The organism is Brevundimonas sp., from assembly GCF_035627475.1.
GTDB lineage: Bacteria > Pseudomonadota > Alphaproteobacteria > Caulobacterales > Caulobacteraceae > Brevundimonas.
In genome coordinates, this window is sequence record NZ_DASPLR010000045.1 from 38,082 (window position 1) to 52,368 (window position 14,287).

At 69.6% G+C, this 14,287-nt stretch carries 10 protein-coding genes and 1 tRNA gene; 6 read left to right on the forward strand and 5 right to left on the reverse strand.

Annotated elements, in window-relative coordinates:
* Positions 1-7: 7 nt before the first annotated feature.
* The gene (locus VEA62_RS11775) at positions 8-1,294 is read right to left on the reverse strand and encodes a hypothetical protein (RefSeq protein WP_324821848.1); all 1,287 of its coding nucleotides are present in this window, start codon (positions 1,292-1,294) and stop codon (positions 8-10) included.
* A gap of 161 nt (positions 1,295-1,455) precedes the next feature.
* Between VEA62_RS11775 and VEA62_RS11780 the strand changes: the two genes are divergently transcribed.
* A tRNA-Arg gene (locus VEA62_RS11780) sits at positions 1,456-1,532 on the forward strand.
* 91 nt (positions 1,533-1,623) lie between these two features.
* Positions 1,624-2,058 (forward strand): surface-adhesin E family protein, encoded by a 435-nt coding sequence (locus VEA62_RS11785; protein ID WP_324821850.1) that lies wholly within the window; start codon positions 1,624-1,626, stop codon positions 2,056-2,058.
* Between the two features lie 7 nt (positions 2,059-2,065).
* Here the strand turns inward: VEA62_RS11785 and gyrB are convergent, their stop codons facing one another.
* Positions 2,066-4,528, reverse strand: coding sequence for a DNA topoisomerase (ATP-hydrolyzing) subunit B (gene gyrB, locus VEA62_RS11790; protein WP_324821852.1), 2,463 nt, complete (start codon positions 4,526-4,528; stop codon positions 2,066-2,068).
* Between the two features lie 230 nt (positions 4,529-4,758).
* Positions 4,759-5,721, reverse strand: a complete 963-nt coding sequence (gene mdh / locus VEA62_RS11795) for a malate dehydrogenase (RefSeq protein ID WP_324821854.1) — start codon at positions 5,719-5,721, stop codon at positions 4,759-4,761.
* 108 nt (positions 5,722-5,829) lie between these two features.
* On the opposite strand from mdh, the gene VEA62_RS11800 reads away from it, so the two are divergent.
* The 4 genes from VEA62_RS11800 (at position 5,830) to VEA62_RS11815 (ending at position 12,913) form a co-directional block, all read left to right on the forward strand.
* Positions 5,830-6,654: an EcsC family protein gene (locus VEA62_RS11800; protein ID WP_324821856.1), complete on the forward strand. Its 825-nt coding sequence runs from the start codon at positions 5,830-5,832 to the stop codon at positions 6,652-6,654.
* A gap of 93 nt (positions 6,655-6,747) precedes the next feature.
* Positions 6,748-8,991, forward strand: coding sequence for a catalase/peroxidase HPI (gene katG / locus VEA62_RS11805; protein ID WP_324821858.1), 2,244 nt, complete (start codon positions 6,748-6,750; stop codon positions 8,989-8,991).
* Positions 8,992-9,088: 97 nt separating this feature from the next.
* Complete coding sequence (locus tag VEA62_RS11810; RefSeq protein ID WP_324821860.1) at positions 9,089-9,976, forward strand: hydrogen peroxide-inducible genes activator; 888 nt, start codon at positions 9,089-9,091, stop codon at positions 9,974-9,976.
* A gap of 90 nt (positions 9,977-10,066) precedes the next feature.
* Positions 10,067-12,913: a pitrilysin family protein gene (locus VEA62_RS11815; protein WP_324821862.1), complete on the forward strand. Its 2,847-nt coding sequence runs from the start codon at positions 10,067-10,069 to the stop codon at positions 12,911-12,913.
* A gap of 3 nt (positions 12,914-12,916) precedes the next feature.
* Here the strand turns inward: VEA62_RS11815 and VEA62_RS11820 are convergent, their stop codons facing one another.
* A complete protein-coding gene (locus VEA62_RS11820) occupies positions 12,917-13,738 on the reverse strand; it encodes a serine protease (protein WP_324821864.1) in 822 nt (273 codons plus the stop codon).
* A 4-nt stretch (positions 13,739-13,742) separates the two neighbouring features.
* Positions 13,743-14,186 carry a DUF350 domain-containing protein gene (locus VEA62_RS11825; RefSeq protein ID WP_324821866.1) on the reverse strand — a complete coding sequence of 148 codons (444 nt, stop codon included), beginning with the start codon at positions 14,184-14,186 and terminating at the stop codon, positions 13,743-13,745.
* Positions 14,187-14,287 lie beyond the last annotated feature (101 nt).

Consider the following 14,287-nt stretch of genomic DNA (forward strand, 5'->3'; position numbering starts at 1 on the left):
CCCCGCGTCAGTCGATATCGGCGGGCAGGATCTGACTGCTGAGCAGCGTCTCCATTCCGCGCCAGTGATCCGGACCCTGCCGCTCGACCCAGGCCTGCACCACGTCGCGGCCGAGGCCGTAGTTGATGATGTAGCTGCGGTAGGTGTCGATGAAGCGCAGCCGCTGCGTCGCCTTGGCCCGATCGGCGAGGCTGTATTTCATCAGCTGCTCGATCGCCGTATCCCGGTCGATCCGCCCCGCCAGATAGTCGTCGGCGATGGTGTATTCGGCCCGCGCCAGCCGCCGGGTCAGCGCCTGCAGCTGTGCTTTCCTCTCCGCAGTCGACGGATCGAGGCCGGCCAACGGGAACAGCACGACCCGCTCGAACGCGGTCCCCTCATCGCCCGGGAACGCGAGGTCGATGCCGTAGTTGGCGCTGCCCTCGGCTACGAACGACATGGGCGAAAACAGCGGATAGACGCTCATCTCGACCCAGCCTCGATCGGTGACGAAGGTTTTCTCCAGAAGCGCATTGTAGACGTGGTGGCCCGGATAGCCCTCGTGGCAGCCCAGATCGATCGCCCGCTCGGTGTAGATCGGGAAGTCGGCGTTGATCTCGATCTTCGACTGCGAATTGCCCTGGTAATAATTATACCCGGACCACGGCTTGTCGCTGACGAAGGCCAGGGTGAAATTCTCGTTGGCCGGCAGGGCGATGTGCCGGGCGGTGCGGCGACGGCATTCGGCGATGGCGGCGTCCATGACCACCTGCAGCCGGTCCTTGGGAATGACGTAGTGGGACTTGAACTCGGTGACGCGGTCGGCCAGCGACCCGGATCCGGGCAGCAGGGCGTCGATCTCGGCCAGGACCGGATCGTAGGACGACAGGGGCCGCAGTTCGGGCCGCACGCCGAACAGGGCCTCTGCCTCGTCGGCGAAGCTCATCTTCTCGCCTGACAGCATGCGCAGCCGCGCCGCCGCCGCCGAGACGTGGGCCAGCAGATAGGCCTTGCGCTGCGCCACGACCGGCTCGGCCCGGGCGGTCGAAACCGCGTTCAGCCGTTCCGTGAGGGACGCCGCGCCCTGGATCAGCTGGGGCACGGTGCGGGGGTTGGCCTTGGCCGCAGCGGCCCACTCCGGCGGACCATAGTAGGCGTCGACATAGCCCTCCTCGCGCTCGCCGATCTCCAGAGTCAGGGCCACATAGTCGCGGGCGATGGCGTCCAGACTGTCGCCCGTCGGGTTCTGTGCGGGCGCCGGCTGGGTGGCGCAGGCGCCGAGCAGCATCAGCAGACCAAGCAGAAGAGCGCGCATCGGAACCTCCATCGTCGAAGCGGGCGCACGCTAGACCGGGACGGGCCCGGCCGGAACCTTACAAATCGTCCAGATTGGCCCGGCCCCGACGCGCGCATTCGGGATTGAGGCAGGCCCGGTCCTGCTGTAAGGCCCTTCGTCCCGGCTTTCGCCGTTCAGACGCACCCGTAGCTCAGCTGGATAGAGTACTGCCCTCCGAAGGCAGGGGTCAGAGGTTCGAATCCTCTCGGGTGCGCCATCTTCTCTTTCCCTGTCCGCCCGACGTACGCGGCTCTTGCCAAGAGCTCGCCGTGGCGCATCATGTCGGTGTTGATCCGGGGAGATCGCAAATGAGAATCGCCGCATTTCTGGGCGTCGCCGCCCTCGTGCTCGCAGGACCGGCGGCCGCCGAGACGTGGCAGGCGTTTTCACGCAGCGCGAGCAACGCCTTCATGGCCGAGGTGGACGGTATCGCGACCGAGGGCGACATCACCTCGATTCGCGTCGCCACGGTGCCGCGAGCCGGCGAGGCCGGCGACCTGAGCCACTCCGTCGAGACTTACCAGTTCCGCTGCCAGGCGAACCAGTGGCGCACGGCCGGCGTGGTCGAGTTCGGACCGGACGGCGCCGAGAGCGGCCAGTATCCGGAAGAGGGCGCCGAGTGGGAGCCCCTTCGGCAGAACACGATGCCCGGATACCTGAAGGAGATCGCCTGCGACGGCGCCCGCGCCGCGCCGCCGCACTGGCCGTCGATCCAGGCCTTCGTGGAGGCAGGCCGACCCTGAATACAGATCAGGCGTCGACGGCGGCGTCCAGGGCGTTGGCCTGGATGAACTCGCGGCGCGGCTCGACGACATCGCCCATCAGCTTGGCGAACAGGTCCGAGGCGTCCTCCTGATGCTCGACGCTGACCTTGAGCAGGGTGCGGGCGTTGGCGTCCAGGGTGGTCTCCCACAGCTGTTCGGGGTTCATCTCGCCCAGGCCCTTGTAGCGCTGGATGGCGATGCCCTTCTTGCCCGCGTCCAGCACCGCTTCGAGGAGATCCAGAGGTCCGCGGACGGTGACGGTCTTGTCCTTGCGGCGGTAGACGGCGGGCTTGTCGAACAGACCCTCGAAGGCCGCCGAGCGTTCGGCCAGGCGGCGGGCGTCCTGTGAGCGGATCAGCGCCTCTTCGAGGACGATGCGCTCGGTCACGGCGCGGCGTACGCGTTCGAACACCACGGCCCCCTGAGCGCCGGGCGAAGCGCCCCAGTCGCCATCGCCTTCCTCGGCATAGAGGTTGAGGCGGGCGGCGGCCCGGACCAGGGCCTCGGCGGAATTGGCGGCGCTCTCGTCGAACAGACCGGCCAGGGCCGACTGTTCGACCGCGAAGGCGGGCGCGCGCTGGCTGAGCCGGTCGACGCCGGCCTTGAACGCCTTGGCCTCGCGCACCAGCGCCTGCAGATCCAGGCCGACGCGGCGCTCGCCGTTCGGCAGGTCCAGCTCGGCCTCGGACGAGCCCTCCTCGATCAGGTAGGAGTCCATCTCCGCCTGGTCCTTGAGGTAGCGCGACTGCTTGCCCTTGGAGACTTTGTAGAGCGGCGGCTGGGCGATGTAGACATGGCCGCGCTCGATCAGCTCGGGCATCTGCCGGTAGAAGAAGGTCAGCAGCAGGGTCCGGATGTGGGCGCCGTCGACGTCGGCGTCGGCCATCAGGATGATCTTGTGGTAGCGCAGCTTGTCGGCGTTGAAATCGTCGCGGCCGATGCCGGTGCCGAGAGCGAGAATCAGCGTCCCGATCAGTTCCGACGACAGCATGCGGTCGAAGCGGGCGCGCTCGACATTGAGGATCTTGCCGCGCAGGGGCAGGACCGCCTGGTTCTCGCGGTTGCGGGCCTGTTTGGCCGAGCCGCCGGCGGAGTCTCCCTCGACGATGAACAGTTCGGACTTGGCCGGATCGCGTTCCTGACAGTCGGCCAGCTTGCCGGGCAGGGAGCTGATCTCCATGGCCGTCTTGCGCCGCGTCAGATCGCGGGCCTTGCGCGCCGCCTCGCGCGCGGCGGCGGCCTCGATGATCTTGGCGACGACCTGCCGGGCCTCGACCGGATGCTCCTCAAACCAGGTCGACAGGCCCTCGGTGCACAGGGCCTCGACCGCCGGACGGACTTCCGACGAGACCAGCTTGTCCTTGGTCTGGGAGCTGAATTTCGGATCCGGCACCTTGACCGACAGGACGCAGGTCAGGCCCTCGCGGGCGTCCTCGCCCGAGACCGAGACCTTCTCCTTGCGGGCGGCGCCGGCGGCGTCGATGTAGCTGCCCATGACCCGCGTCAGCGAAGTCCGGAAGGCCGAAAGGTGGGTGCCTCCATCCCGCTGGGGGATGTTGTTGGTGAAGCACAGCATGGTCTCGTGGTAGCTGTCGTTCCACCACAGGGCGAGATCGAGCTCGATCCCTTCCTTCTTGCCGCGAATGACGATGACGTCCTTCAGGATCGGCGTCTTCGACTTGTCGAGGTGACGCACGAAGGCCTCGACCCCGCCCTCGTAGTGCAGGATCTCCTCGAACGGCTCGGCCCCGCGGTGGTCCTGCAGCTTGATGACCACGCCCGAGTTGAGGAAGGCCAGTTCCCGCAGCCGGTGTTCGAGCGTCTTCAGGTCGAAGTCGATGGTGGCGAAGGTCGTGACCGACGGGAAGAAGGTCACCTCGGTGCCGGACAGCACCTTGCCGTTGTCGCGCAGCGGCGCGTCGCCCGTGACGCGCAGGCTCTCAACCGTGTCGCCGCGCTCGAAGCGCATCTCATGGCGCTTGCCGTTGCGGTAGATGACGAGTTTCAGCCAGTCCGACAGGGCGTTGACGACCGAGACGCCGACGCCGTGGAGACCGCCGGAGACCTTGTAGGAGTTCTGGTCGAATTTACCGCCGGCGTGCAGCTGGGTCATGATGACCTCGGCCGCCGAGACGCCCTCGCCCTCGTGAATATCAGTGGGAATGCCGCGGCCGTTGTCGGTGACCGTGACCGAGCCGTCCGCATTGAGGATGACCTGGACCAGGTCGGCGTGGCCGGCCAGGGCCTCGTCGATGGCGTTGTCGACCACCTCATAGACCATGTGGTGCAGGCCCGAGCCGTCGTCGGTGTCTCCGATATACATGCCGGGGCGTTTCCGCACCGCATCGAGGCCCTTGAGGACCTTGATGGAATCGGCGCCGTAGGCGGCCTCTTCGGCGGTGTCGACGTTGCGCCCAAGGTCGGCGGATGGCGGAGTCTGGTCGGTCATATATTCGGTCGGATCATCGCCCGGTTCGGGCCGGAGAGGACGGCGATGGCGCCGTCCGGAATCAGCAGGTTCCCGACCGCGAATCTGATCCGCGGCGGAACCGACAAGATATAGGATTTTCCGGGGAAATTGCGAGCGAAACCGACACCGGCGCGGTGTCCGGAAACCAGCTTCCGCAGGGGGTCCGCAGGGCGGGTCGGCGGCGGCCCGGGAGCCGCCGCCTCACAGCGTCAGGACAGGCTGCCGTCGATGTCCTTGCAGGCCTGGATCAGGCCCTGGACCGACTCGACCGACTTCTTGAACATGGCCTTTTCATCGTCGTTGGTGGTGAACTCGATCACCTTCTCGACACCGTTCGCGCCGATCAGGGCCGGCACGCCGACGTAGAGGTCGCTGAGGCCGTATTCGCCCGACAGCCAGACCGCGCAGGGCAGAACCCGCTTCTGGTCCAGCAGATAGGAGCGGGCCATGGCGATGGCGCTCTCGGCCGGGGCGTAGAAGGCCGAGCCCGTCTTGAGCAGGGCGACGATCTCGCCGCCGCCCTTGCGGGTGCGGTCGACGATGGCGTCGAGCTCTTCCTGCGACAGGAAGCCGGCCTTGACCGCGTCCGGCAGGGGCAGGCCGCCGACGGTGGAGTGGCGCACCATCGGCACCATGTCGTCGCCGTGGCCGCCCAAGGTCCAGGCGTTGATGTCCTGGATCGACACGCCGGTCTTCTCGGCGAGGAAGTAGGCGAAGCGGGCGGAGTCGAGCACGCCGGCCATGCCGACGACCTTCTCCTTGGGCAGGCCGGAGAATTTCTGCAGCGCCCAGACCATGGCGTCGAGCGGGTTGGTGATGCAGATGACGAAGGCGTTCGGGGCGTGCTGCTTGATGCCCTCGCCGACGGCCTTCATGACCTTCAGGTTGATGCCGATCAGGTCGTCGCGGCTCATGCCCGGCTTGCGCGGCACGCCGGCAGTGACGATGCAGACGTCGGCGCCGGCGATGTCGGCGTAGTCGTTGGCGCCCTTCAGGGCCACGTCGGTCCCGATCACGGCGGTGGCCTCGGCGATGTCGAGCGCCTTGCCCTGGGGCGTGCCCTCGGCGATGTCGAACAGAATGACGTCGCCCAGCGCCTCGCGCGCCGCCACATGGGCCAGGGTGCCGCCGATCATGCCGGCGCCGATAAGGGCGATCTTCGCGCGAGCCATACTGTTCGTCTCCGGGAGGAAGGTTGTGCGGTTGCGAAACCGTTGTCGGGCGGGGTCTAGACCCGGCGGCGCAGGGCTGCAACCGTGACGCCGCGTCACGGAGAGAGCATGGCCCGCCCGCCTGAAACCATCCCCGAGTTCATCCCTCCGGAGGAGGTCCCCGGGAACCTCGTCACCGTCGCCGACGAAGCCGCCATCCGTGCGGAACTCGAGACCTGGCGGACGCGGGTCCTGAAGCGGCCTGGCCTGCTCGACAAGGCGTCCCGGGCCACGCAGGACCGCATCAACCGGATCGTCCCGGAGAGGGTGCACGCCATCGTCACCTCGGGCGTCGAGGCGATGACCCGGGGCATACTGACAGGCTCGGAGGTGCTGAAGGCCCGGCCGCCCGCGGGCGGGTCGCTGGCGGCGCGAGAGGCGAAGGCGCGGGCGATCATCCGGGGCTACCGGACCACGGCGGGTGTCGAGGGCGGCGTCGCGGGCGCCGGCGGCATCCTGCTCGCGGCCGCCGATTTTCCGGCGCTGCTGGCGATCAAGGTCCGGATGCTGGCGGATATCGTGTCGGTCTATGGCGGCGACGGCGGCTGGGGCGGGGGCGCGCCCGCCGAACGGCTGTTCCTGCTGCACATCTTCCACCTGGCCTTCGCGAGCCCGCACCGGCGCCCCGGGGCGCTCCGGGCGCTGGAGGACTGGATCGCCGGCGCTGATCGGCCCGTGACCACCGCCGGCTACGACTGGCGGCGCTTCCAGCAGGAGTACCGGGACTATATCGACCTGGCGAAGATGGCGCAGCTGATCCCGGTGGTCGGCGCGCCGATCGGCGCTGTGGTCAACTGGCGGCTGGTCGAGCGGCTCGGCGAAACGGCGATGATGGCCTGCCGGATGCGTTGGATGGCGGAAAGTCCGCCCCCGCCGGACAGCGCCGCTTCATAACTTGCACTGCTGCCGACGACAAAGTTTATTGATTTTCCCTTTGCATACTCCGGGCCTAGGCTCCGCCCACAACAGAACCCCGGAGGACAGGTCATGGACGGACACGCTGGCGGACCCTCGCCCCTGAGCAATCCCAGGAAGGAGCCTGCGGCGCTCCGCTCGCTGCTCGGCCGCACCAACCGCGACTGGTGGCCCAACCACCTGTCGGTGGACATCCTGCACCAGCACGGCCGGACCGGGGACCCGATGGGCGACGGCTTCAACTACGGAGAAGCCTTCAAGAAGCTGGACTACGCCGCGGTCAAACGCGACCTGCACGCCCTGATGACCGACAGCCAGCCGTGGTGGCCGGCAGACTACGGCCACTATGGCCCGTTCTTCATCCGCATGGCCTGGCACTCGGCGGGCACCTACCGCACCGGGGACGGACGCGGTGGGGCGGGGTCGGGCCAGCAGCGGTTCGCGCCTCTCAACAGCTGGCCCGACAACGCCAACCTCGACAAGGCCCGCCGCCTGCTCTGGCCGATCAAGCAGAAATACGGCGCCAACCTGTCGTGGGCCGACCTGATGATCCTCGCCGGCAACGTCGCCATCGAGAGCATGGGCGGGCCCGTGTTCGGCTTCGGCGGCGGCCGCGCCGACGTCTGGGAGCCGGAGAAGGACGTCTACTGGGGCACCGAAGAACACTGGGTCGGCGAGGAGGGCAACGAAACCCGCATCCAGCCGGACAAGGGGATGGCGCTGGAGGAGCCCCTCGCGGCGATCCAGATGGGCCTGATCTACGTCAATCCGGAGGGCCCCGGCGGCGTGCCCGACGCCCTGCAATCCGCCCGCGACATCCGCGAGACTTTCTCGCGCATGGGCATGAACGATGAGGAGACCGCCGCCCTGACGGCCGGCGGCCACACCTTCGGCAAGGCCCACGGGGCCGGCGACGCCTCCAAGGTCGGAGGGGCGCCGGAGGGGTCCGACATCGCCCAGCAGGGCCTCGGCTGGCAGTCAGGCCACGAAAGCGGCATGGGCGACCATACCATCACCTCGGGGATCGAGGGCGCCTGGACGCCGACGCCGACCACCTGGGACATGGACTATTTCAACATGCTGCTGGACCACGACTACGAGCTGGTCCGCAGCCCGGCCGGGGCGAAGCAGTGGCAGCCCGTCGGCAATCCGCCGGAAACCCTGGCGCCGGCGGCGCACACCCCCGGAAAGCGGGTGCCGACGATGATGACCACCGCCGACATGGCGTTCAAATTCGACCCGGAATACCGCAAGATCATGGAGCGGTTCCGCGCCGACCCGGCCTATTTCGCCGACGCCTTCGCCCGGGCCTGGTTCAAGCTGTGCCACCGCGACATGGGACCCAAGGCGCGCTACCTCGGGCCAGAGGTGCCGGCCGAGGACCTGATCTGGCAGGATCCGATTCCGAAGCGCGTGGGGCCGCGGCTGGGCGGCGCCGACATCCGCGCGCTGAAGGACCGGATCGCCGCCACCGGCCTGTCCGTGGCGGAACTGGTCAAGACCGCCTGGGCCGCCGCCGTGACCTATCGCGGCTCGGACCACCGGGGCGGCGCCAACGGCGGGCGCCTGCGCCTTGAGCCGCAGCGGAGCTGGGAGGTGAACGAGCCCGAAAATCTGGCCCGCGTTCTCGCCGTCTATGAGGACATCAAGGCCGCTTCCGGCCTCAATGTCTCGATCGCCGACCTGATCGTGCTGGGCGGCTCGGTCGGCATCGAGAAAGCGGCGCGGGCGGCTGGCCACGACATCGAGGTTCCCTTCACCCCGGGCCGCACCGACGCCAGCCAGGAGCAGACCGACGTCGCCGGCTTCGCCGTGCTGGAGCCCAGGGCCGACGGCTTCCGCAACTACCTGCAGGTCCGCTTCAACGTTCCGACCGAGGAACTGCTGGTCGACCGGGCCCAGCTGCTTGGACTGTCGGCGCCGCAGATGACGGTCCTGGTCGGCGGGCTGCGCGTGCTGGGCGCAAACCACGGCGGATCGCCGCATGGCGTCCTGACCGACCGGCCGGGTCAGTTGACCAACGACTTCTTCGTCAATCTGCTGGACATGCGGACGGCGTGGAAGGAGGTCGACGATCGCGGCGACGAGGTTTTCGTCGGCTCGGACCGAATCTCGGGCGACGAGCGCTGGACCGCCACCCGCACCGATCTGGTGTTCGGCTCGAACTCCCAATTGCGGGCCCTGTCCGAGGTCTACGCCTCGGCCGACGCGGGGGAGAAGTTCGTCCGCGACTTCGTGTCCGCCTGGGTTCAGGTGATGAACGCCGACCGCTTCGACCTGACCCTCGACGAGGAGTTCGGCGCGGCGGCTGTCTGAGCCGGACCCCCTTCGCGGCCTGGCGGTCGCGAAGGGGGCGGCATAGAGACCGTGAATAGCCATGGCTTTCGGCATAGCGACCGCCTATCTCAGCGGCATGCTCCCGACACTCCGACAGCTCCAGTACCTCAAGCTCCTGGCGGAGCACGCCTCGTTCAGCCGCGCGGCGGAGGCGGCCCACGTCAGCCAGCCGGCGCTGTCGGCCGGAGTCCAGGAACTGGAGAAGATCCTTGGCGCCCCGGTCGTCGAGCGCACGCGCGGCAACGTCCAGCTGACCGCCGTCGGGGCGGAGGCGGTGAAGCGGGCCGAGGACGTTCTGGCCCGAACCGAGGACCTGGTGGAGGCCGCCCGAAACGCCGGCAAGCCGCTGTCGGGCCGCTTCCGCCTTGGCGTCATCCCCACGGTCGCGCCCTTCCTCCTGCCCGCCAGGCTGCCCGGCCTGAAGGACGACTACCCGGCCCTGAGGCTGTTCATCCGCGAGGATCTGACGCCGCGCCTGGTCGCCGCGCTCAAGGCCGGCCACCTGGACGCCGCCGTCATCGCCCTGCCGTACACCGCCCACGGCATCGACCATGCCCGCATCGGCGACGACGAAATCCTGGCGGCGGCGCCGGTCGGCCATGCGCTTGCCGGCGCCGGCCCGATTCCGCCAGGGTCGCTGAAGGCGGAGGACCTGATCCTGCTCGAGGACGGCCACTGCCTGCGCGACCAGGCGCTGGCGGCGTTCGACATCGATCCGCCGAAGGGCGACGATGTTTTCGCCGCCACCTCGCTCCACACTCTCGTGCAGATGGTCTCCTCCGGACTGGGGGTCAGCTTCCTGCCCGAGATGGCGGTGCGCGCCGGTCTGGCCGACATGCCGGGGGTAGTCGTCCGCCACATCTCAGCCAAGGCCCCGCGGCGGGAGATCGTGGTCGCCTGGCGCACGGGCTCCAGCCGCGCCGCAGAAGCCCGGCTGCTGGCTGAAGCGCTGCGGCTGGACTGAAGGCGCATTACGACTCCGTAAGGTGCGCCCGGATTTGGCCCTGATAGGGTCGCCCCGCCCGCGTGCGACGGGCGTCCGGAGCCGTTCCCCATGAAGTCCCGCCTGATCCTGACCGCGGCCGCCTCGGCCCTCCTTCTCGGCCTGCCCGCCTTTACGCCCGCCGTGGCCCAGACGGCGCCTGCCGCCGCCGCCGGCCAGATCGTGGTGCCGCCGCTCGGCTTCAGCGAGCGGACCCTGCCCAACGGGCTGAAGGTCTACACGGCGCGCGATACGTCGACGTCGAACGTCACGGTGCAGGTCTGGTACAAGGTCGGCGCCAAGGACGACCCGGAAGGCCGCTCCGGCTTCGCCCACATGTTCGAACACCTGATGTTCAAGGCGACGCGCAACCTGCCGCAGGAGACCTTCGACCGGCTGACCGAGGACGTGGGCGGTTCGAACAACGCCTCCACCGGCCTGGACGTGACCAACTATTTCGAGACCGTGCCGGCCCAGCACCTCGAGCGGATGCTGTTCGCCGAGGCCGAGCGGATGGGCGCGCTGGTCGTCGACGAGACCTCGTTCGAGAGCGAGCGCGACGTCGTCAAGGAGGAGTTCCGGCTGCGCGTGCTGTCGACGCCCTACGGACGGTTCCAGCGGCTGCATTCGCAGGCCTTCATCTATCAGGACAGCCCCTACCGGCGCCCCGGCATCGGCTCGATCGCCGATCTGGATGCAGCGACGATGGATGACGTGCTGCGCTTCCACGAGACCTTCTACCGGCCCGACAACGCCTATCTGATCGTGGCGGGCAATTTCGACCAGGCCCAGCTGGACCGCTGGATCGACGGCTATTTCGGCGGCATCGAGAATCCGGACCGGCCGCTGCCCGAGAACAATGTGCCGGAGACCTTCGGCCCGGCGCGCGAGGCGACCTTCTACGGACCCAATGTGCCGCTGCCGATGGTGCAGATCACCTGGCCGACCGTAGCCTACAACCACCCGGACCGGGCCGCGCTCGACGTGCTGGACGGCATCCTCTCGACCGGCGAAAGCTCGCGGCTTTACCAGTCCCTGATCTACCGCCAGCAGATCGCCACCACCGCCAGCTCGTCGAACAGCCAGCAGCAGCAGGTGGGCGTGCTCAACACCTTCGCCATCATGAGCGAGGGCAAGACGGCGGACGAGGGGCTGGCGGCGCTGAGGGCCGAGGTCGCCCGGCTGCGCGACGAGCCGGTCACCGAGGCGGAGCTGGCCGAGGCCAAGACCGAACTGACCGCCCAGGCGCTGCGCGGCCTGGAGACCATAGACGGCCGCGCCTTCCAGCTCGGCTACGCCCTGATCATGACCGGCGACCCGACCACGGCCGATCGCGACATCCCGAACATCCAGCGGGTCACCGCCGCGGACGTGCAGCGGGTGGCGCGCCAGTACCTGACCGACGATCGCGCCATCTCCATGCGCTACCTGCAGGCGACCGACGAGCATCCCGCCTCGCCCGTGCAGGAGGTGTTCAGCGCGCCGGTGACCCTGGCCGACCTCGCCCCGGCCGGCGAGCCCGTCACCCTGCTGCCCGAGGGCCAGCGCACGCCCTTGCCGGAGCCGGGCCCGGCGGTCGAGGCGGCGACGCCGCAGGTGGCCGAGCGTCGGCTCGCCAACGGCATGCGGGTGCTGGTCGCGCGCAAGCCCGGCCTGCCGCTGGTCTCCGCCCGACTGAGCTTCAACGCCGGCACGGCCGACGACTCAGTGGCCGGCAAGCCGGGCGTCGCCAACTTCACCGCCTCCCTGCTGACCCAGGGAACCGAAAGCCGCACGGCCCCGCAGATCGCCACCGAGATCGAGCGCCTCGGCGCCGAGATCGGGGCGGGCGCGGGCGTGGACTTCACCAATGTCTTCGCCTCGTCGCCCTCCAACGTCTTCCCGCAGACCACGGCGCTGATGGCCGACATCGTGCGCAACCCGGCCTTCACCGCCGAGGACCTGGCGCGCGAGCAGACCCAGACCCTGAACGGCCTGAGGGTGCAGCTGTCGCAGCCGGGGCCGGTGGCGGGCCTCGCCGCGGCGCGCGCCGTCTATGGCGATGCGCCCTATGCCATCCCGGGGTCGGGCACGCCGTCGACCATCCCGACCATCTCGCGCGACGACCTCGTCGCCTTCCACGGCGGCATGTACCAGCCCTCGAACGCCACCCTGGTGTTCTCCGGCGACATTACGCCGGAGGCCGCCTGGGCCCTGGCCGAGCAGGCGTTCGGCGACTGGCAGGCGGGTCCCGCCCGCGCCGGCGCCGCGGATCCCGCGGGCCCCGCCCTCGCCCCGCGCGTCATCGTCATCGACCAGCCGGGCGCGGGTCAGGCGGCGGTCTATGCGGCCATGCGCGGCATCGCCCGCACCGACGAGGACTATTTCCCGGTGCTGGTCGCCAACGGCCTCATGGGCGGCGGTTTCTCGGCGCGGCTGAGCCAGGAGATCCGCATCAAGCGGGGCCTCAGCTACGGCGCCTATTCGAACCTGAGCACGCGCGAGGACGAGGGCCTGCTCTCGGCCTCGGCCCAGACTCGCAACGACGCCGTGCCGCAGGTGGCCGAACTGATCCTCGCCGAGATCGCGCGCCTGTCGTCGAGCGACGCCACCGAGGCCGAGCTGGCGCCGCGCAAGGCGACCCTGATCGGCGCGTTCGGGCGATCGCTGGAGACCGTCGACGGACTGGGCGGCCTGGTCGCCAACCTGGCGCTGTACGGCCTGCCGCTGTCGGACCTGGCGACCTATGAGGACGACGTGAACGGGGTCACCCCGGCGCAGATCCGGGCCGCCGCGGCCGAGCACCTGCCGGCTTCGAACGCCAGCCTCGTCATCGTCGGCGACGCCGCGCAGTTCCTGGAGGCGCTGCGGGCGAAGTATCCGGACGTCGAGGTGATCCCGCTGTCCGAGCTGAACATCGACTCGGCGGCGCTGAGGTAGGGCTCAGGCCGACAGGCAGATGACCTGGGCCACGCGCAGGTCGCGGCGCAGGTCGTCGGCGACGAGGCCGTAGTTGTCGACCGTGACGGTGCGGCCCGTCAGCGGCTCGTCTGCCCTCTGCAGGCCGCGGATGGCGGGGCCGAAGGTGTCGGGCGCGGTCGTGTAGATGCGGCCCCGCCTCGGGCTCTCGGCGATCGTCACGCCGACGGCGCGGCCCTGGCGGTCCAGCACCGGCGCGCCGGACAGGCCCGAGAGGGTGCCGCCCAGCCGGTCGGTGCGGCCGACCTCGGCCCAGGCCAGCACCGGCTCGTCGCGCTGGCCGCGCCCACGCACCCGCAGCGTTTCGCGGCCCAGCAGGCGCGAGGTGACCTCGCCGGCGCGACCTTGCGGAAAGCCGGGATGGAAGGCGCGCTGGCCCTTGCGCAGGGGCTGGCCGGCGGCGATCGGGATGGCGGCCGGGCCGCCGGCGGTCTGCAGCACCGCGATGTCGGCGCGGGGGGCGAGGCGGACGTCGGCGGCGACCGCGCGGCCGCCTCCGACCATGATCGCCGGCTGGCGGCAGCCCTCGACCACGTGACGCGCGGTCACCCAGCGGCCCTCGTCGGCGATCGAGAAGGCGGTGCCCGAGGCGGGCTGGAAGGGGATGTCCGGGGCGTTGACGGTGACGGCGGGGTCGAAGGGCGTGATCGGCCCGAGCAGGGCGCCCTCCATCTCGTCGGGCGGCGGCGGCGCGGGCGGGGCGTCGGCGTTCTCGCGCTGGCCGAGCGACAGGCCGATCAGGGCGGCCAGCACCAGGACATAGATCACCCAGTCAGGCGGACGCATGGCGTCAGCCGGTCAGGGCGGCGGCGAGGATCAGGGCCGTCGACAGCTTGGCGCCGACCAGCAGGACGGCGGCGGAGACCTCGCCTTCGCGGATGCGCTGCGGCAGTCCGGTCAGCAGCAGGTCGACGACGCGGAAGGCCAGCAGCTGAAGCACCACCGTGGCCACGCCCCAGATCAGGATGTCGCGCACGGAGGTCGAGACGCTGAGGCTGACCGCGAGCGGGACGGCGAGGCCGACCAGCACGCCGGCGAAGGCCACGGAGGCGGCGGCGTTGCCCTCGCGGATGAGGGTGATCTCCTTCCACGGCGTCAGCAGGGCGTAGATGACGGCTCCGGCGACCAGCAGGGCGAGGGTGACGCCGAGGTGGGCGACGGTCGTTGGAAAGCCCGAGGCGAAGGCCTGAACCTCCGGGCTTTCAAGAACCTGGGCGAGAGACGGGGAATCCATGGCGGTCCGGGCGGCTGACACCCCCGAGGCTTGCCCCAATGCCGCCCCAATCCGCAAGCCCGCCGGCGCCACAGGTGGTCAAGATTGATGTCGGTGTGTGT